General features: G+C 71.0%; 28 protein-coding genes. 12 read left to right on the top strand and 16 right to left on the bottom strand.

Translation table 11 applies throughout. The features are described from left to right. Positions 1 to 327: 327 nt before the first annotated feature. The gene (locus KK483_RS10780) at positions 328 to 2427 is read left to right on the top strand and encodes a tetratricopeptide repeat protein (protein ID WP_262005009.1); all 2100 of its coding nucleotides are present in this window, start codon (positions 328 to 330) and stop codon (positions 2425 to 2427) included. On the opposite strand, the gene KK483_RS10775 is transcribed toward KK483_RS10780, so the two are convergent. Together KK483_RS10775 and KK483_RS10770 are read right to left on the bottom strand one after the other, a co-directional pair. Further along, a complete protein-coding gene (locus KK483_RS10775) occupies positions 2414 to 2602 on the bottom strand; it encodes a DUF397 domain-containing protein (RefSeq protein WP_313878711.1) in 189 nt (62 codons plus the stop codon). The genes KK483_RS10780 and KK483_RS10775 overlap by 14 nt on opposite strands. Further along, positions 2599 to 3456 (bottom strand): helix-turn-helix transcriptional regulator, encoded by an 858-nt coding sequence (locus tag KK483_RS10770; protein ID WP_262005007.1) that lies wholly within the window; start codon positions 3454 to 3456, stop codon positions 2599 to 2601. The genes KK483_RS10775 and KK483_RS10770 overlap by 4 nt, the downstream gene beginning before the upstream one ends. 135 nt (positions 3457 to 3591) lie before the next feature. On the opposite strand from KK483_RS10770, the gene KK483_RS10765 reads away from it, so the two are divergent. Beyond that, a complete protein-coding gene (locus tag KK483_RS10765) occupies positions 3592 to 3798 on the top strand; it encodes a hypothetical protein (protein ID WP_262009426.1) in 207 nt (68 codons plus the stop codon). Then, positions 3795 to 4013 carry a hypothetical protein gene (locus KK483_RS10760; protein ID WP_262005006.1) on the top strand — a complete coding sequence of 73 codons (219 nt, stop codon included), beginning with the start codon at positions 3795 to 3797 and terminating at the stop codon, positions 4011 to 4013. The genes KK483_RS10765 and KK483_RS10760 overlap by 4 nt, the downstream gene beginning before the upstream one ends. Before the next feature lie 6 nt (positions 4014 to 4019). On the opposite strand, the gene KK483_RS10755 is transcribed toward KK483_RS10760, so the two are convergent. Further along, on the bottom strand, positions 4020 to 4280 hold the full coding sequence (locus tag KK483_RS10755) for a hypothetical protein (RefSeq protein WP_262005005.1): 261 nt from the start codon (positions 4278 to 4280) through the stop codon (positions 4020 to 4022). Next, positions 4277 to 4624, bottom strand: a complete 348-nt coding sequence (locus tag KK483_RS10750) for a DUF6247 family protein (RefSeq protein ID WP_262005004.1) — start codon at positions 4622 to 4624, stop codon at positions 4277 to 4279. The genes KK483_RS10755 and KK483_RS10750 overlap by 4 nt, the downstream gene beginning before the upstream one ends. A 179-nt stretch (positions 4625 to 4803) precedes the next feature. On the opposite strand from KK483_RS10750, the gene recO reads away from it, so the two are divergent. From recO to KK483_RS10735, 3 genes are read left to right on the top strand one after another with little or no spacing between them, the layout of a single operon-like run. After that, a complete protein-coding gene (recO, locus tag KK483_RS10745) occupies positions 4804 to 5553 on the top strand; it encodes a DNA repair protein RecO (RefSeq protein ID WP_262005003.1) in 750 nt (249 codons plus the stop codon). A 15-nt stretch (positions 5554 to 5568) separates the two neighbouring features. Then, positions 5569 to 6420, top strand: a complete 852-nt coding sequence (locus KK483_RS10740; RefSeq protein ID WP_262005002.1) for an isoprenyl transferase — start codon at positions 5569 to 5571, stop codon at positions 6418 to 6420. Between the two features lie 49 nt (positions 6421 to 6469). After that, positions 6470 to 7006, top strand: coding sequence for a YcxB family protein (locus tag KK483_RS10735; RefSeq protein ID WP_262005001.1), 537 nt, complete (start codon positions 6470 to 6472; stop codon positions 7004 to 7006). A gap of 59 nt (positions 7007 to 7065) precedes the next feature. Here KK483_RS10735 and KK483_RS10730 read toward each other — a convergent pair whose 3' ends face one another. From KK483_RS10730 to KK483_RS10715, 4 genes are read right to left on the bottom strand one after another with little or no spacing between them, the layout of a single operon-like run. Next, positions 7066 to 7479, bottom strand: coding sequence for a Fur family transcriptional regulator (locus KK483_RS10730; protein ID WP_262005000.1), 414 nt, complete (start codon positions 7477 to 7479; stop codon positions 7066 to 7068). Between the two features lie 53 nt (positions 7480 to 7532). Further along, on the bottom strand, positions 7533 to 8435 hold the full coding sequence (locus tag KK483_RS10725) for a metal ABC transporter permease (protein ID WP_262004999.1): 903 nt from the start codon (positions 8433 to 8435) through the stop codon (positions 7533 to 7535). A gap of 2 nt (positions 8436 to 8437) precedes the next feature. Beyond that, positions 8438 to 9202 carry a metal ABC transporter ATP-binding protein gene (locus KK483_RS10720; protein WP_262004998.1) on the bottom strand — a complete coding sequence of 255 codons (765 nt, stop codon included), beginning with the start codon at positions 9200 to 9202 and terminating at the stop codon, positions 8438 to 8440. Positions 9203 to 9237: 35 nt separating this feature from the next. After that, entirely contained in the window at positions 9238 to 10266 is a 1029-nt protein-coding gene (locus KK483_RS10715) for a metal ABC transporter substrate-binding protein (RefSeq protein ID WP_262004997.1), read from the bottom strand. A gap of 206 nt (positions 10267 to 10472) precedes the next feature. Between KK483_RS10715 and KK483_RS10710 the strand changes: the two genes are divergently transcribed. After that, positions 10473 to 11855 carry a glycine--tRNA ligase gene (locus KK483_RS10710; protein WP_262004996.1) on the top strand — a complete coding sequence of 461 codons (1383 nt, stop codon included), beginning with the start codon at positions 10473 to 10475 and terminating at the stop codon, positions 11853 to 11855. Positions 11856 to 12065: 210 nt separating this feature from the next. Continuing rightward, the gene (locus tag KK483_RS10705; RefSeq protein WP_262004995.1) at positions 12066 to 12281 is read left to right on the top strand and encodes a hypothetical protein; all 216 of its coding nucleotides are present in this window, start codon (positions 12066 to 12068) and stop codon (positions 12279 to 12281) included. Positions 12282 to 12315: 34 nt separating this feature from the next. On the opposite strand, the gene KK483_RS10700 is transcribed toward KK483_RS10705, so the two are convergent. The 3 genes from KK483_RS10700 to KK483_RS10690 all read right to left on the bottom strand — a co-directional run bounded on the left by KK483_RS10700 (position 12316) and on the right by KK483_RS10690 (position 13419). Further along, positions 12316 to 12492 (bottom strand): hypothetical protein, encoded by a 177-nt coding sequence (locus tag KK483_RS10700; protein WP_262004994.1) that lies wholly within the window; start codon positions 12490 to 12492, stop codon positions 12316 to 12318. A gap of 205 nt (positions 12493 to 12697) precedes the next feature. Continuing rightward, positions 12698 to 13246: an NIPSNAP family protein gene (locus KK483_RS10695; RefSeq protein WP_262004993.1), complete on the bottom strand. Its 549-nt coding sequence runs from the start codon at positions 13244 to 13246 to the stop codon at positions 12698 to 12700. Continuing rightward, a complete protein-coding gene (locus KK483_RS10690; protein ID WP_262004992.1) occupies positions 13243 to 13419 on the bottom strand; it encodes a hypothetical protein in 177 nt (58 codons plus the stop codon). The genes KK483_RS10695 and KK483_RS10690 overlap by 4 nt, the downstream gene beginning before the upstream one ends. Before the next feature lie 56 nt (positions 13420 to 13475). On the opposite strand from KK483_RS10690, the gene KK483_RS10685 reads away from it, so the two are divergent. Then, complete coding sequence (locus tag KK483_RS10685) at positions 13476 to 14405, top strand: YafY family protein (protein ID WP_262004991.1); 930 nt, start codon at positions 13476 to 13478, stop codon at positions 14403 to 14405. A gap of 117 nt (positions 14406 to 14522) precedes the next feature. Here KK483_RS10685 and KK483_RS10680 read toward each other — a convergent pair whose 3' ends face one another. Next, on the bottom strand, positions 14523 to 14984 hold the full coding sequence (locus tag KK483_RS10680) for a nuclear transport factor 2 family protein (protein ID WP_262004990.1): 462 nt from the start codon (positions 14982 to 14984) through the stop codon (positions 14523 to 14525). An 87-nt stretch (positions 14985 to 15071) separates the two neighbouring features. Between KK483_RS10680 and KK483_RS10675 the strand changes: the two genes are divergently transcribed. After that, on the top strand, positions 15072 to 15638 hold the full coding sequence (locus KK483_RS10675; protein ID WP_262004989.1) for a TetR/AcrR family transcriptional regulator: 567 nt from the start codon (positions 15072 to 15074) through the stop codon (positions 15636 to 15638). A 230-nt stretch (positions 15639 to 15868) separates the two neighbouring features. On the opposite strand, the gene KK483_RS10670 is transcribed toward KK483_RS10675, so the two are convergent. Together KK483_RS10670 and KK483_RS10665 are read right to left on the bottom strand one after the other, a co-directional pair. Continuing rightward, entirely contained in the window at positions 15869 to 16468 is a 600-nt protein-coding gene (locus tag KK483_RS10670; protein WP_262004988.1) for a TetR family transcriptional regulator, read from the bottom strand. A gap of 38 nt (positions 16469 to 16506) precedes the next feature. After that, positions 16507 to 17538, bottom strand: coding sequence for an aldo/keto reductase (locus KK483_RS10665; RefSeq protein WP_262004987.1), 1032 nt, complete (start codon positions 17536 to 17538; stop codon positions 16507 to 16509). A 247-nt stretch (positions 17539 to 17785) separates the two neighbouring features. Here KK483_RS10665 and KK483_RS10660 point away from each other — a divergent pair, with 247 nt between their 5' ends. Both KK483_RS10660 and KK483_RS10655 read left to right on the top strand, forming a co-directional pair. Continuing rightward, positions 17786 to 18709 (top strand): transglutaminase-like domain-containing protein, encoded by a 924-nt coding sequence (locus KK483_RS10660; protein WP_262004986.1) that lies wholly within the window; start codon positions 17786 to 17788, stop codon positions 18707 to 18709. A 181-nt stretch (positions 18710 to 18890) separates the two neighbouring features. Further along, positions 18891 to 19112: a DUF6243 family protein gene (locus tag KK483_RS10655; protein WP_262004985.1), complete on the top strand. Its 222-nt coding sequence runs from the start codon at positions 18891 to 18893 to the stop codon at positions 19110 to 19112. 72 nt (positions 19113 to 19184) lie between these two features. Here the strand turns inward: KK483_RS10655 and KK483_RS10650 are convergent, their stop codons facing one another. Beyond that, positions 19185 to 19799: a Uma2 family endonuclease gene (locus KK483_RS10650; protein WP_262004984.1), complete on the bottom strand. Its 615-nt coding sequence runs from the start codon at positions 19797 to 19799 to the stop codon at positions 19185 to 19187. 101 nt (positions 19800 to 19900) lie between these two features. Beyond that, positions 19901 to 21388 (bottom strand): MFS transporter, encoded by a 1488-nt coding sequence (locus tag KK483_RS10645; RefSeq protein ID WP_262004983.1) that lies wholly within the window; start codon positions 21386 to 21388, stop codon positions 19901 to 19903. Positions 21389 to 21390 lie beyond the last annotated feature (2 nt).

The raw sequence follows: 21390 nt of genomic DNA, 5'->3' as shown, positions 1-21390 counted from the left end.
GGCGTTTGAGGACAAGAGCCGCGGGTGCTGACCCGGCGCTGGGCGACGCCGCGCACCCCCAGCCTGTCCGGCGTTTGAGGACAAGAGCCGCGGGTGCTGACCCGGCGCTGGGCGACGCCGCGCACCCCCAGCCTGTCCGGCGTTTGAGGACAAGAGCCGCGGGTGCCGACCTGACGCTGGGCAACACCGCCCACCCCCAGCCCGTCCGGCGCTTGAGGACAAAAAACCCCGGCCCACCCACCGCCACCGGCCAACCCCGCACCGCCCACCCGCCCGTGCGCCACAATGGCCGCAGAGCACACCGGTCGGACGGGGGACGGGGGGACGGTGCGGAGTACTCACGCCGCGGTCGCGCTGGCCGCGAACACCGGCTTCCTGACCGCCCTGTTCGCCACCGCCGCCGTCGTCTCGGCCTTCGCGGCGGTACACCGCATCCGCGGCCACCGACCGGCGCCCCGCGCGTCGGCCACCGTCGCCCCCGCCGTGGCGCCCGGTGCCGTCCCCATCCCCATCCCCGGCCCGGGGCCGAGGCCGGGCCCGGGGCCCGGTGCCGACCTCACCCTCGGCCCCGAACTGCCTCCGCTCATAGCGGACTTCACCGGCCGGGTCGCCGATCTCGCCTGCCTTCTCCGGCTGGCCGGCGACGGCCACCGCGTCATCGTCGTCACCGGCGCGCCCGGCACCGGCAAGACCGCGCTCGCCGTCCGCCTCGCCCACGAGCTGCGCACCCGTTTCCCGGACGGCGCGCTGTACGCCGAACTCGGCGCGGGCCGCGGCGATCCGGCGCCGCCCTCGGCCGTACTGGGCCGTTTCCTCGCCGCGCTCGGCGCGCCCGCCGAGGAGTGCACCGGCCGGCCCGCCGCCCTCGCCGCCCGCTTCCGCAGCCGGACCAGGCGCCGCCGCGTCCTGCTGCTCCTGGACGACGCCGCTGACGCCGCCCAGCTCCGACCCCTGCTCCCCTCCGGCAACAGCTGCCTGACGGTGATCACCGCCCGCAGTGTCGTCACGGATCTTCCCGGGGCGATCCCCTTCGCCCTGGCCCCGCTCACGGAACCGGACGCCCATGCGCTGTGGGCGGCGCCCCGGCCCCTCGTCCACGCCTGTGGACTGCTGCCCCTCGCGCTCCGCGTCGCCGCGGCCGCCGGACCGGCATGGGCCGGTCGACTCGCCGCCGAACGGGCCCGCCTCGACGCCCTCGGCGTCGGCGACCCCGGTGCCCGCGCCGCGTTCGAGGCGGGGTACGCAGCCCTCGACGCCGCCGACCGCCACCTCCTGCGCGCCCTCGCCGCGTACCCCGGCGCCCGCTTCGACGCCACCGTCGCCGCAGCGGCCGCGGACCGGCAGCCGGCGGACTCCGACGCGGGCCTGGCCCGGCTGGCCGCCGCACAGCTGGTCGAGCGGGTCGCCCCCGGCACGTACCGCCTCCACGACCTGATCCGCCGCTTCGCCGCCGAACGCCTCGAACGCGACGCGACCCCCGCCGACCGCAGGGCCGCCCGCGCCCGGCTCCTCGCCGTGCCCCCGGTGGACCCCGCCGCCGTCTCCCCGCTCGTACGGGCCGGAGTGCGCGAGGGCCTCCACACCGAGGCGTACCGACTCGCCACGACGGCCGACGAGCGGCTACGCGAGGAGCCCTGCCAGTCGGCGCGCCTCGCCATGTGGACGGCGCTCCTCGACGCCGCCCGCCGCGCGGGCGAGCAGACCTGGGCGGCACACGCCCTGCGCGCCCTCGGCGACGCGCACCGCCGCGCGGCCCGCTACGACCAGGCGGTGGACCACCTGCGGATGTCCCTCGCCGTCCAGCGCCCCGCAGGCGGCAGCTGCGGCGACCAGATTGAGCCCCGCCTCCTCCTCGGCGACGCCCTGCGCCGCGCGGGCCGCTACGAGGAGGCCCTGCGCGAACTCCGCACCGCCCTGCACACCGCGACGGGCGACGCCGAGATCCTGACCAGCCTCGGCGAACTCCACCTCGACCGCCGCCGCCCCGACGAGGCCATCCCCTGTCTCGAAGCGGCCTTCGCCCTCACCGGCTCCGCCGACACCGAACGCCACCTCGGCACGGCCTACGCCCAGACGGGCAACTTCCCCGCCGCCGAACACCATCTGCGGTCCGCCCTCGCCGCCCACCGGCAGCGCGGCTGCGCGGTGGGGGAGGGCTGGACCCTGCGCGAACTGGGCCGCCTCGACGAACAGGGCTTCGCCTTCGCGCAGGGCGCGGCTCACCACCGCGAGGCGCTGTCGGTCTTCGCCCGCGCCGACTACGGCCTGGGCGTCGCTGCAGCCGCCGAGGCCCTCGGCGACAACCTCCTCGCCCAGGGCGACGAGATGGGAGCGGATACGGAGTACCGCCGCGCGGCCGCCGCGTACGCGGACTTCGGCGCCCCCGTCCGGGAGGCCGAGGTCCGCCGCAAGCTCAGCGCGCCGTGACGACCCCGTCGACGAACGCGGCCCAGGCGGCGGCGGGGACGACGATGACGGGCCCGCCGGGGTTCTTGGAGTCGCGGACGGGGACGGCGCCCGGGATGTCGTCGAGGACTTCGAGGCAGGACTCGCCGTCAGAGCCACCGCTGTACGTGCTCTTGCGCCAATCGGCGGTGCTCAAGTCGTACGCACGCATCGTCTGTAGTCCTCCGCCACCGAATCGATCATGGCCAGGGACGTCTCCGGCGAGAGCGCCGTGGCCCTCAGCAGATCGTAATCGCCCTGGGCGCGCCTCACCACAGCCGGGTTGTCCAGCAGATTCCCGGAAAGCACGCCCTCTGTATAGGCGGTTGGCGGGGCGTCTGCGAACTCCATGAGGGTTAGCAGCTTACCCATCTGCGGGTGGGCGCCTGCGGAGAACGGGAGCACCTGCACCAGCACCTTGCGCTCGCAAGCCATGGCCACGATGCAGTCCAACTGCCCCGCCATCACGGCAGGTTCCCCCACCTGGATGCGCAGCGTGGCTTCATGCAGCACGACCCAGTACACGGGCCGTGCAGCATCCTTGAGCACCGCGGCACGGTCCGTGCGCACCCTGACCATGTCCTCGATGTACTCGTCGGAGGCGAGTGGGTTGCTCGCCAGGTACACCGCTCGCGCGTACTCCGCGGTCTGGAGCAGACCCGGCACCACTGCCGGCGCGTACTCGCAGATCTTCGTCGCCAGCTGCTCCAACTCCGCCACGTACGCGAAGTACTCCGTGTACGGCGAGTCCGCGATGAGCTTCTTCCACATCCGCTCGAAAAAGCCATCGGTTTGTAAAATCTCGTCAATCCTCGCGGCCACGTCCTTCTGCGGCTTCCGAATAGCCTGTTCGAATTGGCCGATGTACCCGCCGGAGACGAATACCCGCCGCCCCAGCTCCCCCTGCGTCAGCCCCGCCGCTTCCCGCCTGGCCTTCAGCTCCAGCCCGAAGAACTCCCAGGCCGCCTGCCGCGACCCCGCCTTCCGGCCCTCCCTGCCTGTGTTGGCCATGGATTAACTCCTTTGTGCTGCCGAGCAGTTGTAGCGCGCGTACGGCTGCCGATTGTAGGTCCGTGTCCCCACACTTGTGCCGGGAAGAATGAATTACGCATCCAGAGGCATGAGGAGAGGAGAGCCGTGGCAGAAATGCACCAACTCCAGGAAGCCGAGGCGGCTGTCGCGGAATTGCGCTGCGCACTCGCCCGCGTCGGAGTGACCCTGCCGTCGCTCGGCCTGGACCCGGTGACCTGCGCCGGCCGGCAGCCGGGGGTTCTGGTCGAGCTCGGCCGCTGCACGGTCGAGACCGCGCGCCGCATGGCGGCCGCGCTGCCGGGGGAGGAGTCGGGGCGATGAAGACACCGGCCGTCGGGTCGTATGTGGTCGACACGAGCAGCGGACAGGTGGGGCGGGTCATGGGCCACGAGGGGCCCTACGTCCAGCTCAGACCGATCGGCGGCGGCCGCGAATGGGACTGCGCCCCGGAGGTCCTGCGCACCGCGACGGTGCAGGAGCGCCTGAGGGCGGCGACGGCGTATGTGAACGCCCGGAGTCGCGGTGAGGTGCCGTGAGCGGCCTCAGCCGTACCAGGTGACGTTGCACACGTACACGCACTCGTGGCGGGGGACCGGTAAGAAGCTGATGAAGCCGCGTCCGCCGAGGATGTCGAACTCCCTCAGACCGCCCTCGCGGTCGAAGGGCCGGCCGACCCTGACCGAGTCCTTGCCAAGTGCGGCGAGCTCGGTGGCCAGGCGCTCCACCTCGGCCACCACCCCGGCCGGCAGCCCCTTGGTGAGGTATTCCTCGCTCGGGTTGTAGTCCCAGGTCCAGTCGCTCACAGGCCGGCCTCTGCCTCCGCCGCGTCGCGGATCTGCCCGATCTCCGCGATCGCCTCTGCCGGGTCCTGTTCACCGGTGTCCACGATCCGTTCGAGCTGCCGCAACCGCGCGGCGCGCTGCGGATGCCGCTCGATGGCGACGAACACGGCCCAGGAGTGGACAAAGGCCCGGAGGGGGGCCAGGCTCTGCGTCTGCTGCGCGTTCGTCGTCGCCTCGAACAGGTGCTGAGTGAGCGCGGGAAGACGGCTCGGTGCGATCCGGGCGACCGCCCCCCGCAAGGCATCAGGGGTGAGGTCGGGCATCGGGATCAGCGGCCCGTACGGGCCATCGGCCTGAGCGCTCACAGGGACCTCCGGTGCGGATGTGGCAGGTCCTCGTACGGTACCGGTCGGAGGGAAGAGGTTCGGGCCCTTGCGGCGGGTTTCACCGGGGACCGGGGAAGGGACCCTCGGGCGTACCGCTTCCGGGGCCCAGATCCCGGGCGCCGCCCGCCGCCCCCGCCCCGTACGCGACAATGACCCCCATGAGCCTGTTCCGCGACGACGGCATCGTGCTGCGCACCCAGAAGCTGGGTGAAGCGGACCGCATCATCACGATCCTCACGCGCGGGCACGGCCGCGTGCGGGCCGTCGCCCGAGGGGTGCGGCGGACCAAGTCGAAGTTCGGGGCGCGGCTGGAGCCGTTCTCGCACGTGGACGTGCAGTTCTTCGCCCGCGGCAGCGAACTCGTCGGGCGCGGCCTGCCGCTGTGCACACAGAGCGAGACGATCGCTCCGTACGGTGGCGGGATCGTCACCGACTACGCCCGCTACACCGCCGGGACGGCGATGCTGGAGACGGCGGAACGGTTCACCGACCACGAGGGGGAGCCGGCCGTCCAGCAGTACCTGCTGCTCGTCGGAGGGCTGCGGACGCTCTCGCGGGGGGAGCACGCCCCGAACCTCATCCTCGACGCGTTCCTGCTGCGCTCCCTCGCCGTCAACGGATACGCGCCCAGCTTCGAGGACTGCGCGAAGTGCGGCCTCCACGGGCCGAACCGGTTCTTCTCCGTCGCCGCCGGCGGAGTCATATGCGGCGACTGCCGGGTGCCCGGCAGCGTCGTACCCTCTGCGGAGGCGCTCGGTCTGCTCAGCGCGCTGCTCACCGGCGACTGGGACACGGCGGACGCGGCCGAGCCGCGGCACATCCGGGAGGCGAGCGGGCTCGTGTCCGCCTATCTGCACTGGCACCTGGAGCGCGGCCTGCGCTCGTTGCGGTACGTAGAGAAAAGCTAGGAGAGTGTGACCCCCATGGCACGACGCGGAATCCTGGGACGTTCCCGCCGCGAGTACACGGTCCCCGAGCCGCACCCGTCGGGGGCACGCCCGCCGAAGATCCCCGGCGAGCTGGTGCCCAAGCACGTGGCGGTCGTCATGGACGGCAACGGCCGCTGGGCCAAGGAACGGGGCCTGCCGCGCACCGAGGGGCACAAGATCGGCGCCGAGCGCGTACTGGACGTGCTCCAGGGCGCGATCGAGATGGGCGTCGGCAGCATCTCCCTGTACGCCTTCTCCACCGAGAACTGGAAGCGCTCCCCGGACGAGGTGCGCTTCCTGATGAACTTCAACCGCGACTTCATCCGCAAGACCCGCGACCAGCTCGACCAACTCGGCGTCCGGGTGCGCTGGGTGGGCCGCATGCCCAAGCTGTGGAAGTCGGTGGCCAAGGAGCTCCAGATCGCCCAGGAGCAGACCAAGGACAACGACCGGCTCACCCTGTACTTCTGCATGAACTACGGCGGGCGCGCGGAGATCGCGGACGCGGCACAGGCGCTCGCGGAGGACGTGAAGGCGGGCAGGCTCGACCCGTCGAAGGTCAGCGAGAAGACGCTGCAGAAGTACCTGTACTACCCGGACATGCCGGACGTCGACCTCTTCCTGCGCCCCAGCGGCGAGCAGCGCACCTCCAACTACCTGATCTGGCAGAGCGCGTATGCCGAGATGGTCTTCCAGGACGTCCTGTGGCCCGACTTCGACCGCCGCGACCTGTGGGCGGCCTGCCTGGAGTTCGCCCAGCGCGACCGCCGCTTCGGCGGCGCCATCCCCAACGAGGAGCTCCTCGCGATGAGGGGCAAGGACCCGGCCACCGACACGCCTGTCTGACCCGCCCGTTACGATCACGGCTTCGTCACCACAGGACCGGGGAGGGGCCGTGGTCAGGGACAAGGACATCCGGGCACCGGAGCACAGCACGGACACGGTGGAGCTGGTGGGCCGGCCGACGCCCGCCGACACCCTGGTCGGCCTGCGGGTCCGTGAGCGGATCAAGCGGACCGGGCTGCTGCTGAGGTGGGGGTTCGCCGCGCTGTGGGTGGGCTTCTGGCTGGCTTCCACCGTCGGCCGGGGAAGCCCCGAACCGGTCCAGACCGTCCTGGCCCTCTTCGCCGCCCTGTTCGCGTGGAGCTATCCGCGGATCCAGGCCGCCCATGTACAGCGGATCGTCGGCTGGCAGGGCGAGTACCGCACCACGGTGACCACGGGCGGAGTCACCAGCAGCAGCGATCACATCACACAGATCCAGAAATGGTCCGCCTTCCGCGGCTACCGGGAGACACCCGGCCACTTCGTCCTGCTCAGCCGCGACCCGAACATCATGTGCCTCGACGTCCTGCCCAAGCGGGGGCTGAGCACACCGGGCGACACGGACCGGCTGCGGGCCGTCCTGGACCGGCACACCGCCCGCCTCTGACGCACGCGAAGGGGCCCGCACCGGCCGTCCGGGTGCGGGCCCCTTGTCGCGTCTGCCGCCTACTGCGCCGCCGCGCACTCCGCACACGTGCCGAAGATCTCCACCGTGTGCGCCACGTTCACATACCCGTGCTGCGCAGCGATCGTCTCCGCCCACTGCTCGACCGCCGGGCCCTCGACCTCGGCCGCCTTGCCGCAGACACGGCACACCAGATGGTGGTGGTGCTCACCGGACTCGCAGCGCCGGTACACCGCCTCGCCGTCGCTCGTGCGCAGCACGTCCACCTCGCCGGCCTCGGCGAGGGACTGCAGCGTCCGGTAGACCGTCGTCAGGCCGACCGAGTCGCCGCGGTGCTTGAGCATGTCGTGCAGCTCCTGCGCGCTGCGGAACTCGTCCACCTCGTCGAGCGCCGCCGCCACCGCGGCCCGCTGCTTGGTCGACCGGCCGCGTACGGGGGGTCCAGCCGTCGCCACAGGTGCCTCCTTACGTCCGCCCGTTCTCGACGGGCCATTGTGCCAGGCCCGCGTCAGGCCGTTGCGCGGCCCGCCGCCGCACCGGGCGCGGCCGCGACGTCGAGCTCGCACTCCGCCTCGACCTCGGCCGCGGCGCGTGCCCTCGCCCGGCGTCTGGCCAGCGGCGTCGCCACCACGGTCAGCAGCACGAACACCGCGATCGCCAGTAGCACGATCGTCGCACCCGGAGGCACGTCCCGGTAGTACGAGGTCGCCGTGCCCGCCAGCGTCACCGCGACACCGATCGCGACCGCCACGACGAACGTCACCGCGAACGAGCGGGTGATCTGCTGCGCCGCCGCCACCGGCACCACCATCAGCGCGCTGACCAGCAGCAGACCGACGACCCGCATCGCGACCGTGACGGTCACCGCCGCCGTCACCGCGACCAGCAGGTTCAACGCGCGCACGGGCAGGCCCGTGACCCGGGCGAACTCCTCGTCCTGGCTGATCGCGAACAGCTGCCGCCGCAGCCCCACCGTCACCAGCAGCACCAGGGCCGCGAGCAGGCACATCGCGGTGACGTCCTCGTCCGAGACCGTCGACAGGGAGCCGAACAGATACGAGACCAGGTTGGCGTTGGAGCCGGTGCCGCTCAGGTTCAGCAGCAGCACACCACCCGCCATGCCGCCGTAGAACAGCATCGCCAGCGCGATGTCGCCGCGCGTGCGCCCGTACGCCCGGATCAGCTCCATCGCGACCGAGCCGGCGACGGCGACCAGCGTCGCCATCCACACGGGGTTGGTGGACAGCAGGAAGCCGAGGCCGACACCGGTCATCGCGACATGGCCGATGCCGTCGCCCATCAGCGCCTGGCGGCGCTGCACCAGATGGATACCGACGGCGGGCGCGGTGATCCCGATGAGCACGGCGGCCAGCAGCGCCCGCTGCATGAAGGGGTCCTGGAGGAGTTCCATGGTCAGGTCAGCAGTCCCGTGCGGAGCGGCTCGTCGGCCGCGTGCGGATGTACGTGGTCGTGGCCGGGCAGCGCATGCTGGCCGACGGCCTGCGGCGGCGGCCCGTCATGGACGACGCAGCCGTCCCGGAGCACCACCGCGCGGTCGATCAGCGGCTCCAGCGGGCCCAGCTCGTGCAGCACGAGCAGGACCGTCGTCCCGGCGGCGACCTGCTCGCGCAGTGTCCCGGCGAGGATCTCCTGGCTGGCCAGGTCCACCCCCGCCATCGGCTCGTCCATGATCAGCAGCTCGGGCTCGGCGGCGAGCGCGCGGGCTATCAGCACCCGCTGGTGTTGGCCCCCGGACAGGGCGCCGACCGGGTCCTTCGCCCGGTCCGCGAGGCCGACCAGCTCGATCGCCCGCTGCACGGCGGCCCTGTCGCCCCGGGACGGCCACCTCAGCTTCGTACGCGACAGCCGGCCCGAGGAGACGACCTCGCGGACCGTGGCGGGCACGCCGCTCGTCGCGGTCGTGCGCTGCGGCACGTATCCGACCCGCGACCAGTCGCGGAAGCGGCGCAGCTCCGTACCGAAGAGGCGGACCGCCCCCTCGGTGAGCGGCACCTGGCCGATCAGCGACCGTACGACGGTCGACTTGCCCGAACCGTTGGCGCCGAGCAGCGCGACGACCTCACCGTGGTCCACGGTGAGGTCGACGCCGCGCAGCACGTGGCGCGAGCCGAGCGTGGCCCTCGCTCCGCGGACGGATATGACGGGCTCGGACTCCATGGGCTGCGCCTCCGATGCTGCTGCCGGTCCTGATGTCACTTCGCGCCGAGAGCCTTCTGCAGCGCGGCGAGGTTGGACTCCATCACCCCGATGTAGTCATCGCCCTTGGACTTGTCCGTGATTCCCTCCAGCGGGTCCAGCACGTCCGTCTTCAGGCCCGAGTCGCCCGCGAGGGTCTTCGCGGTCTTGTCGCTGGCGAGCGTCTCGAAGAAGACGGTGGTGACCTTGTCCCGCTGCGCGACGGTCCGCAGCTCCTTGATCCGGGCGGGGCTCGGCTCGGACTCGGGGTCGAGGCCCGCGATGCCCTCCTGCTCCAGGCCGTAGCGCTCGGCGAGGTAGCCGAAGGCGGAGTGGGTGGTGATGAAGGTCCGGGTGGCGGTGTTCTTCAGGCCGTCGGCGAACGCGGTGTTCAGGGCGTTCAGCTTGGTCAGCAGCGCCTCGGTGTTCTTCTTGTACGCGGCGGCGTTGGCCGGGTCGGCCTTCTCCAGGGAGGCGCCGACGCCCTTGGCGACCTCCGCGTACTTCACCGGGTCCAGCCAGATGTGCGGGTCGGCACCGGCCTCGTTCTCGTGCCCGTGCTCCTCGTGGCCGTGCTCCTCGTGCCCCTGCTCCTCGGCCGCGTGCTCCTCGCCCTCGTGGCCGCGGCCATGGTCGTGGTCGTGGCCGACTTCGGCACCGTGGTTCTCGAGCTTCGTGAGGGTCGCCGCGTCGACCGTGTCCTTGACGCCCGCCTGCGCGATCGCCTCGTCGACCGCGGGCTGGATGCCCTTCAGATACAGGATGTAGTCGGCCTGGCGGAGCTCCGAGGTCTGCCTGGGCTTCAGCTCCAGGTCGTGCGGCTCGACGCCCGGCTCGGTGAGCGTGGTGACCGAGACATGGTCACCGCCGATCTGCTCGGCGAGATACTGCATGGGGTAGAACGACGCCACCACGTCCAGCTTGCCGTCGGCCTTGTCACCGCCGCTCGCGGCGCCGGAGGAGCTGGAGCAGGCCGAGAGGGTGACGAGGGACAGAGCGGCTGCTCCGGCAACGGCGGCGGTCGGTATGAGGCGTCGTACGTTCATGACACTCATTTTCAACAAAACTGGAAACGATTGTCAACAAAGGTCCGGCTGGGCCCCTCACGGCCATACCCCGGTACCGATTTGATCCGGGGGGTGCGGCCGCCGGTAATCTGAAGCATTCGCCCGCCCGTCTCCCGACCACCCCCCTCACCGAGGCGCCTCGCGCCGCCCCTGTCACATCCCGTCGTCGTAATGAAGAGAGCACCGTGGCCGCCGACAAGATCGACACGATCGTCAACCTGAGCAAGCGCCGTGGCTTTGTCTACCCGTGCAGCGAGATCTACGGCGGCCAGCGCGCCGCCTGGGACTACGGGCCGCTCGGCACCGAGCTCAAGGAGAACATCAAGCGCCAGTGGTGGCGCTACATGGTCACCTCGCGTGAGGACGTCGTCGGTATCGACTCTTCGGTGATCCTCGCGACCGAGGTCTGGGAAGCCTCCGGGCACGTCGCCACCTTCACCGACCCGCTCACCGAGTGCACCTCCTGCCACAAGCGGTTCCGCGCCGACCACCTCGAGGAGGCGTACGAGGAGAAGCACGGCCACGCCCCCGCGAACGGCCTGGCCGACATCAACTGCCCCAACTGCGGCAACAAGGGCCAGTTCACCGAGCCCAAGCAGTTCTCCGGCCTCCTCTCCACCCACCTCGGCCCCACGCAGGACTCCGGCTCCGTCGCCTACCTGCGCCCCGAGACCGCCCAGGGCATCTTCACCAACTTCGCCCAGGTCCAGCAGACCTCGCGCCGCAAGCCGCCCTTCGGCATCGCCCAGGTCGGCAAGTCCTTCCGCAACGAGATCACGCCGGGCAACTTCATCTTCCGCACCCGCGAGTTCGAGCAGATGGAGATGGAGTTCTTCGTCAAGCCCGGCGAGGACGAGACCTGGCACGAGTACTGGATGGAGCAGCGCTGGAACTGGTACACCGGCCTGGGCCTGCGTGAGGAGAACATGCGCTGGTACGAGCACCCCAAGGAGAAGCTCTCCCACTACTCCAAGCGCACCGCCGACATCGAGTACCGCTTCCAGTTCGGCGGCAGCGAGTGGGGCGAGCTCGAAGGCGTCGCCAACCGCACCGACTACGACCTCAACGCCCACTCCAAGGCGTCCGGCCAGGACCTGTCGTACTTCGACCAGGAAGCCGGCGAGCGCTGGACCCCCTACGTCATCGAGCCCGCCGCCGGCGTCGGCCGCACCATGCTCGCCTTCCTCCTCGACGGCTACAACGAGGACGAGGCCCCCAACGCCAAGGGCGTCATGGAGAAGCGCACCGTGCTGCGCCTCGACCACCGCATCGCCCCGGTGAAGGTCGCCGTGCTGCCGCTCTCCCGCAACCCGCAGCTCTCGCCCAAGGCCAAGGGCCTCGCGGCCGACCTGCGGCAGAACTGGAACATCGAGTTCGACGACGCGGGCGCCATCGGCCGCCGCTACCGCCGCCAGGACGAGATCGGCACCCCGTACTGCGTCACCGTCGACTTCGACACCCTCGACGACAACGCGGTCACCGTGCGCGAGCGCGACACCATGAAGCAGGAGCGCGTCTCCCTGGACCAGATCCAGGGCTACCTCGCCTCCCGCCTCCTCGGCTGCTGACCACACCGCGGACCACACCGCGGACCACACCGCGGACCACACCGCGGACCGCACCGCGGACTCCGCCGCGGACTTCACTGCTGACGTTCATCAGGACGTTCATCAGTACGACAGCAAGAAGCCCCCGGTTCCGGTTACGGAACCGGGGGCTTCGTTGCAGACTGGGGCCGACTCGCCGACAGCTGACGACCGCCGAAAGGGAGCCCCGGGATGCCGTCCATCACCAGCAGCAAGGTCAGCAGATGGGACCAGCACGGACGCGAGCACATCGTCCACGTCCAGAAGGCAGGCGTACAGCGGGCGTTGACCTGCGACACCTGCGGCTGGCGCAAGAGCGCCCAGTTCCTGCCCTGGCTCAAGGCCGAGGAGCACCTCGCCGAAGCCCACCAGGCGACCATCGACCCCGCCGCAACGCCCGGAACCTGAGACCTCCGCGGGCATGTGCGCCCGGCCTCACCCGCTACGGCCGCAGAACACCGCGCCCGAAGACCTCCGACAGGGCCGCACGCAGGCGCCCGTACTGGTCCGCCAACTCCTCGGCGTCCGCGGGCACATGACCCACGCCCGCCCCGGTCACCGGCTTCCACGGCAGACCGCGCCGCGCCGCCGGCTCGGCGACACGGCGGCTGCGCGGCAAGTCCGTCACCTCCGCCGTGGCGAGATACCCGGGGTCGAAGACGCGCTACGCGGGCGCCGCCGCCCTCTGATCGAACCGCACCGCGAACCCGGGTGGGATCCGCCCCGTACCCGGTCGAACCCGCGTAGTTCAGACCGTGGACGGCATTGCAGGCATGCCTGCGGCCCGGTCCGCCCGCCGGGACCGTGCCGCAGGCGCGCGGCGGCTAAGCGGTCACGGGCTCCAGCCGCAGCCGCCGGATCGGCCAGGGCGGCGGCGTGGCCGGGCCGAACCAGAGCCGGACGTCCTCCCCGGTGCGGACGGGCAAGCGGGGATAGTCGTTCTCCGCGTGCTCGGTGCGGTGCAGCGCATGGCCCGGGCCCAAGTGCCGGGCGGCGTACGCGTCGAACGCAGCCGCACCGGACGGCCGGCACATCGTCGCGACCACCTCGCGAGCGCCCGACGCCGACACGAAGCCCGGGCCACGCAGCAGCATGACGTCATCGCTGTCGACCATCGTGGCATTGGCCGCGTCGCGGTACTTCCGCCACACGGGGCCGGTGTAGAACGCCTCCAGCGCGCGCCGGCGGTGCGCCATATCGGCGAAGGCGCGCAGCCAGACGAAGCGGTTCGGGTCGTCCAGGTCCCGGAAACGGCCACCGACGGTGATGCCGACCGCCTGCTGACCCGCCACGAACTCGCGCTCGAACAGCTCGATCAGCGCCTCCCGGCCTCCGGGATGCAGGGTGTACTGCCGGAATTCGACGACCCTCATGCGCCGGCCCACCCGGTGCGGGTGCGGTCCCCGGTCCAGTTGAGCGGCCCGCTGTCGGACCGGCGAAGCGCCCCGCCCCGGCTGCCGAGGAGGGGGAAGGCGATCTCGTCGATGGTGCCGGCACCGCCGAACGGCGGCCGGATCACCGCGTGCAGGAAGTCGAAGTCGTCCATGCGCCGCAGGCTAGGGACACTCCACTGACATCAAGTGTCAGTGGATACTGGGCGGCATGCGCGCCGGCCGGCTCATCACCCTGCTCCTGCTGCTCCAGGACCGGGGCCGGATGACCGCCCGGCAGCTGGCCGAGGAACTGGAGGTCTCCGTCCGGACGGTCTACCGGGACGTCGAGGCGCTCGGCGGCGCCGGAATCCCGCTGTACGGCGACGCCGGGCACGCCGGCGGCTACCGGCTGGTCGACGGCTACCGGACCCGCCTCACCGGACTGACCGCGGACGAGGCCCAGGCCGCGTTCCTCGCCGCGCTCCCCGGCACCGCCGCCGAGCTCGGCCTCGCCGAGGCGCTCACCGCCGCCCAGCTCAAGCTGCGGGCCGCCCTCCCGGCGGAGCTGCGCGAGCACGCCGGCCGGATCCAGGAACGCTTCCTGCTCGACGCTCCCGGCTGGTACGGAGCCGCCGACCGTACGCCTCACCTGGGCGCGGTGGCCGCCGCGGTGTGGGAGCTGCGGGCGGTGGTCCTGCGGTACCGGCGCTGGCGGGCACCGGAGGAGATCGAGCGGCGAGTGGAACCGTACGGGCTGGTGCTCAAGGCCGGCCGCTGGTATCTGGTCGCCGGCGGGCCGTCCGGAATCCGCACCTACCGCGTCGACCAGATCATCGAACTCCGCTCTCTGGACGAGGAGTTCGCCATCCCGGACGGGTTCGACCTGGCCGCGCACTGGAACGGCTATCTGGCCGATTTCCGAGCCCGGCTGCACACCGGGGAGGCTCTGGTACGGCTCACCCCGGAGGGCGCCCGCCGCCTCGGCGTGACACCCGCCACCGACGGATGGACGGAGACCCGGGTGCCCATAGAATCGATCGACCACGCCCACGGAGAGTTCCTGCGGCTCGGGAGGGACGTCGAGGTCATGGAACCGGCCGAACTCCGCGACCGCATCGCCGAGACGGTACGGACCCTGGCCACCCGCTACGAGCGGTGACCCGGAGCACCCGGAGCACCCGGAGCACCTGGGGTACCCGCTGCGAACGGCGCCCCGGGGCACCCGGGGCACCTCGCGCGGCCACGCTCGTGGAAGCGCGAGGCCGGCGGCGCGAGGCTAACGGAGGGGGATGTCGATCCCGTACTCCTCCCTGGGCCGGGGGCCGCGGATCCGCCGCTCGGCCTCCGAGATGGCGACATCGTTGATGCTCGCCTCGCGCCGCAGCATCAGACCGCGCTCGTCGAACTCCCACAGTTCGTTGCCGTAACTGCGCCGGCACCGGCCTTCCGCGTCACGCCACTCGTACTGGAAGCGGACGGCGATCCGGTCCCCCTGGAACGCCCAAAGGCTCTTGCGCAGCGCGTAGTCCAGCTCGCGCTCCCACTTTCGCGTCAGGAAGGCGACGATCTCCTCGCGGCCGCTGACGAACGTGTCCCGGTTGCGCCATATCGAGTCCGGTGTGTAGGCCAGTGCGACCCGGTGGGGGTCGCAGGTGTTCCAGGCGTCCTCGGCGGCCTGCACCTTCTGCAGCGCCGTCTCCTGCGTGAACGGCGGACAGGGCGGGCGATCTTCCGTCACTGGGACCTCCTCATAGCGAGAACGTGCGTTCTCTACGGGTGTGGCCTAAGGTAGGGAACGGTCGTTCTCGACGTCAAGGAGCCCCGCATGCCGGCCCCGATCACCCAGGAACAGAACCGCCTGGACCGCGAAGCACTCCTCGACGCGGCGGAGAAGCTCTTCTACGAGCAGGGCATCCAGGCCGTCGGAATGGACGAGATCCGCACCGCATCCGGCCTGCCACTGAAGCGGATCTACCGGTTCTTCGCGGCCAAGGAAGACCTCGTGGTGGCCATGCTCAAACGCCGCGACCAGCGATGGAGAGGAAACCTGGCCGCCCACGTGGAACAGGCCCCCGACCCCCGCGAGCGCCTCCTCGCAGTCTTCGACTGGCTCGCCGCATGGTTCGCGGAACCCGGCTTCCGCGGATGCGCCTGGATCAACGCCCACGGCGAACTCGGCCCGACATCCGGAGCGGTACAAGCCGAAGTCCGGTCACACAAACAGGCATTCCACGACCAGATCGCGGCCTGGGCCCACGCCACCGGACTGCCGGTGGCCGAACCGGCCTTCCTGCTCGCCGAAGGAGCCATCGTCACCGCCGGCATCAACGGCGACCCGGCCCCGGCCCACCACGCACGCGCAGCCCTCGCCGCACTGCTCGGAACACCCTGACCCCCTGGGCGCCGCCGAAGCTAGGTCGTGTCTGACACATGGCGCCGTCCGCCCGCAGGGCGGGGTGCGCGGCGTCCGGTGCGTGCAATCGCAAGGCGGAGGATCATCCTCGTACTGGACGTACTCGGATGACTCCGACAACGCAGCGTGGGGGCACCTCCCGTGCCCGAAGGGCTACGGGGGAGTGCGTGCCGGACGCCGCGCGCCAGGCGGGATTTGTCAGACACGGCCTAGGAAGCCGCCGAAGCCCGCAGACCGCGCAGCAACAACTCGCACACCGCACGGAACTCATCGTCGATCGAAGGCCGCCGCCACTCCGGCGCATGCACCGGATCATGGAAGCGATCCGTCGCGTCGAACACCGCCTGCGCCATCGCGACCGGCTCCGGCGCCTCGAACTCCCCGCCGCGCACACCCTCCTCGACGATGCGCGTCAACTGACCGACCAGCGTCACCAGATGCTCGTCCACCACACCACTGGCCTCGGTGATCAGCACACTGTACGTGGCGAACAGCTCCGGATCGCCACCCGCCTTGTGCCGCTTCGTCTCGAAGAGACAAGCCAGCCACGCCCGCAGCTTCTCCTCCGCCGAACGGGCCGACGCCTCCACGATCTCCGACAGCAGCACCTCGGTCCGGCCCAGCCAGCGCGCCGTCACCGCCTCACGCAACGCCGCCTTCGTACGAAAATGCCGATACACACTTCCGTGACTCACACCGAGCACCCTCGCCACATCGACGACCGTGGCCTTCGCAGGGCCATAGCGCCGCAGCACCTCCTCGGTGGCCTCGAGGATGCGCTCCGCGGTCAGGGTCTCGGTGGTGGTCATGGAAACGACGGTACCCGGCCGGTCCGACAGCGCCGCGGTCAGTGCTTCTCACTGTCCAGATGCGCCATCTGCGTCTCCGGATAACGCGCACCCGCCGCCGCGTCCGCCGGCACGGCCCGCTCGATCGCGGCCAGGTCCGCCGCGTCCAGCGACACATCCAGCGCACCCAGCGCCTCGCTGAGCCGGTCACGGCGACGGGCACCGACCAGCGGCACGATATCCTCACCCCGCGACAGGACCCACGCGATCGCGATCTGCGCGACCGAGGCACCCTTCTGCTCGGCGATCTTGCGGAGCTGCTCGACCAGATCGAGATTGTGCCGCAGATTCTCACCCTGGAAGCGCGGGCTCATCCCACGGAAGTCATTGGCGGCCAGCTTCCGGTCGCCGCTGAAGTGGCCGCTGATCAGCCCGCGCGACAGCACACCGTAGGCCGTGACACCGATACCCAGCTCACGGGCGGTGGGCAGGATCTCGTCCTCGATCCCGCGCGAGATCAGCGAGTACTCGATCTGGAGATCGCTGATCGGAGCGACCGAGGCCGCCCGGCGCAGCGTCTCGGCACCCACCTCGGACATGCCGATGTGCCGGACATGACCCGCCTGCACCAGCTCGGCGATCGCGCCGACCGTCTCCTCGACGGGGACGCCGGGGTCGACGCGGGCGATCCGGTAGACGTCGATGTGATCGGTGCCGAGCCGCTGGAGCGAGTACGCCGCGAAGTTCTTCACCGAGGCGGGCCGCCCGTCATACCCGGACCAGCCGCCGTCCGGGTCGCGCAGCGCCCCGAACTTCACGCTGGTCAGCGCCTTCTCGCGGAGCGCGGCGGGTGCGGTGCGCAGGGCCTCGTCGATCAGCAGCTCGTTGTGGCCCATTCCGTAGAAATCGCCGGTGTCGAGCAGCGTGATCCCGGCGTCGAGCGCGGCGTGGATCGTCGCGATCGACTCGGCCCGGTCGGCGTCGCCGTACAGGGCGGACATGCCCATGCACCCGAGGCCGAGCGCGGAGACCTGGGGGCCGGTGGTGCCCAGGGTGCGGGTGGGGACGGGGTGGGGTGTGGTGGAGGTCATGGGGGACTCCTTGGGAGGGGAAATGGGGTGGTGCGTCATCGACTATGGCATGACGACTGACAGATTTCAATATCTGTCAGTCGTCACATGTCGGTCGTCATGTGTCAGGTGTTGCGTGCCAGGTGTCGCGCGTCGGTGGTGAGGGTGGCGGCCGGCCGTAAGCCCTGGACGCTCCGGGCCGAATCCTGAGAGGGTGGTGCACGTCGCAGTAATCGAACTTGTGCTCGATATCTCTGGGAGTTCCGCCGTGGCATCCGCCCGCCTCGCACCAGACGCCGCCGCCTTCTACGTCGCGCAGAGCGACTTCTCCGACCCCGGCGCCCTCACCCCGCGCTACGCCGGCCTGCCGGACGATCCGGCCCGACTGGCCCGAGTGGCGCGCGATCTGATGGTCCATCGGCTGGAGGGGGAGCTACTCGGCTACACCATCCCCCGGGACCGCCTGCACAACGACGCCGAAACGCGCTACCTCGACGACATCCTGCGGATCATCGTCGGGCGGAAGGACGCGCCGCTGACGCGGCGGCGCGAGGCGGGCGAGCGCTTCGTCGGCGTCTGCCGCGATTTCGCCCTGCTGCACTGCTCGTTCCTGCGCCACGTCGGCGTCCCCGCCCGCCTGCGGTCCGGCTTCGCCGACTACTTCGGCGCGGACGGCTTCCACGTGGACCATGTGGTGACCGAGTACTGGGACGACGAACGCGGCTGGCTGCTCGCCGACCCGGAGCTGGCCGACCCGGTCGTCACCGCCGCGTACCCGGTGGACTTCGACCCGATGGACGTCCCCCGCGACCGCTTCCTCGTGGCGGGCGCGGCCTGGCGTGCCATCCGGGCCGGCAGGGCGGACCCGGCCGCCTTCGGGATCCACCTCCCCGAGGGGCCGATGACGGGGGAGTGGTTCGTCGCGGGCAACGTACGGCTGGACCTCGCGGCCCTCAACAAGGTCGAGACGCTGCTCTGGGACGTCTGGGGCGCGGGGGCGGGCAGCGACGAGGAGATGACGGACGCGATCCGCGAGCTGTACGACGGCGTCGCCCTCGTCACGGGCGGCAGTGGCGACGTCCCCTTCGACGCGGCGCGGAGGCTGTTCACGGAGCACGAGGGGCTGCGGACGCCGAAGAGGGTGCTGTCGCTCGCGCCGTTCAACGGACCCAGCGACGTCGACCTGCGCTGACGTACGTCCGCTGCCGCACGTCGCCGCGGCTCGCGGAAAACCTGGTGTCCTGGTCCGCCGCGAAACGGTACCGTCGCGGCATGTCTTCTTTCTTCCAGATCTACGAGTGAGAGTGCGGCGGTTCGTCCCGCCCCCCACCAGATGACATCCGGATCACTTCTCACCAGGATGAGAGAACCCCGTGGCCAAGAGCCGTAACAACCTCCTCGGCGTGGGGGGGCAGCGCAAGAAGCTGTCCCGTGCCGACCAGCACGGCAACGGTCCGGCCCGCGAGGCCGACCGCAAGGCGAACGCCGACCAGAAGCAGGAGCTCCTCCGCAAGATGCGCGAACGCGCGCAGGGCAGGGCGGAGCCCTCGCCGGAGGACCAGCCGGAGGATCAGCAGGAGGACCAGCAGAGCTGACGCGCGTCGAGTGATGCAGCGGGCCCGGATCACCTCGTGTGATCCGGGCCCGTTCGCGTAGGGGCGATGCGGTCAGCCGTCAGTCGGCTCCGGGGACTCCTTGAACGACGACGTGTCGAGTTCGCACCCGAAGGGGTCGGGGATCTCCAGCTTTCCGCCGAAGGGGACTGTCGTGCGCGAGAGGTAGCCCTTCTGGGACGGGCCCCAGAAGACCGTGGCGGTCTCGTTCTCGATATCGATCAGCAGATGCACGGGGACGCCGGCCCTGCCGTAGGCGGGAGCCTTGTCCTGCCAGTCCACCAGGCGTGTGGGGGACGACGTCAGCTCGCAGACGAAGGAGAGGGCCTCGCCGTCGATGCGCTGGGCGTTCGTCTGGAAGGCGGTCGCTTCGGCGGCATAGATGTCGGGGCCGTACGCCCGCTCCTCACTCGGAAAGGTGAACAGGAAAGGGGCGTGATCGACGATGTGGCCCTGGCGTGCGTGCGGCTCCAACTGAGCACGGATCGACCGCATGACGGGCAGGTAGAAGCCCCTGGACCACGGCGACATGACGATGTTTCCCCCGACGATCTCTGCCCGGTAGCCGTCGGGCACCTCCATGGTCAGCAAGGTCCGGCACATCGCCTCGAAGGGCGGCGGGCCGTCGGAAGCCTCTATCGTCGTCGGTCGCTCAAGCATCAGGGCCATGATGCTCCTCCCCCTCCTCCGTAGGCCAGACTGCTGTGCGTGTTGCGTTGGGCACCCAGCGTAGTGCGGAGGTCTGACAATCAGTGCCGCGTGACCGGTGGTCAGGACCTGCGGCTGTCCGCCGGGACCCGGGGCCGGGAGGGTTCCAGGCGCAGGGCCGCGCGGCGGGCGGTGGCGCGGGCCCAGGGGCCGCTGGTGGCGAGGCCGATCGTGAGGACCGAGAGGCCGCAGGCCGTGAGGATCCACCAGGCGGGGCGGCTCGCCTCGACGAAGCCGGTGAACTCGGGCGAGTGGGCGGCGGCGCCGGTGCCCGCGGCCAGGACCGATCCGATGACGGCGACGCCGAGGGTGGCGCCGGTCTGGCGGCTGGTGGAGGCGACCGCGGCGGCGACCCCGGCCTGGGAGCGGGGCATGCCGGAGACGGCGGTGTTGGTGATGGGTGCGTTGACCATGCCGAAGCCGAGACCGAAGAGGACGTAGCCGGTGAAGAGGAGCGGGGTGGACGTCTCGGCCTCGAAGGCGGCGAAGAGCATTCCGCTCGCCGCCATGGCGACTCCGGCGACGAGCAGGGACAGGCGTGGGCCGCGGGTGCCGACGAGGCGGCCGGAGAGCGGGGCGCAGACGAAGGTGAGGGCGGCCATGGGCAGCATGTAGAGGCCGGCGTCTAGGGCGGAGAGTCCGCGGACGTCTTGCAGGTAGAGGGTGTTGAGGAAGAGGAAGCCGCTGAGTGCGGCGAAGGCGCTGATCGCGATGACGACGGCGCCGCTGAATGGCGCCGAGCGGAAGAAGCGCAGGTCGATGAGGGGTTCGGCGCGCCTGGGCTCGTACAGGAGGAGTCCGGCGAGGGCGAGGAGCGCGAGGATGGCGAAGGGGATGACGGCCGCCGCGCCTGTCGAGGGGGCCTCGATGATCGCGTAGGTGAGCGAGCCGAGGAGGGCGATGACGAGGAGCTGGCCGACGGGGTCGGCGCGGCGTGGCTTGGGGGCGCGGGACTCGGGGACGTAGCGCCAGGTGAGGGCGAGGGCGGCGAGGCCGACGGGGACGTTGATCCAGAAGATGGAACGCCAGCCGACGGTTTCGGTGAGCAGGCCGCCGACGAGGGGGCCGGCGGCCATGGATATGCCGACGACGGCGCCCCAGGCGCCGATGGCGCGGGCGCGTTCGCGTGGGGCGGTGAAGGTGTTGGTGATGATCGACATGGCGACGGGGTTGAGCATGGAGCCGCCCACGGCCTGGATCATGCGGAACGCGACGAGCGAGGTGAGGTTCGGGGCGAGGGAGCAGAGGACCGAGCCGAGGGTGAAGAGGACGAGGCCGGTCTTGAAGACCTTGCGGCGGCCGATCCGGTCGGCGGTGGATCCGGCGAGGATCAGGAGCGAGGCGAGTACGAGGGTGTAGGCGTCGATGGTCCACTGGAGTCCGGCGACCGTGGCGTCGAGCTCCCTGCGCATGGAGGGGAGGGCGACGTTGAGGACGGTGTTGTCCAGGCTGACGATGAGCAGGCTCATGCAGCAGATGGCCAGGATCAGCCGGCGTCGTCGGTGGCTGAGCTGGGGCTCGGACGGTGACGCGGGCTCGGGCATGGACATAA

The organism is Streptomyces sp. FIT100, from assembly GCF_024584805.1.
Classification (GTDB): Bacteria; Actinomycetota; Actinomycetes; order Streptomycetales; family Streptomycetaceae; genus Streptomyces.
This window is presented reverse-complemented; position numbering and strand designations above follow the sequence as displayed.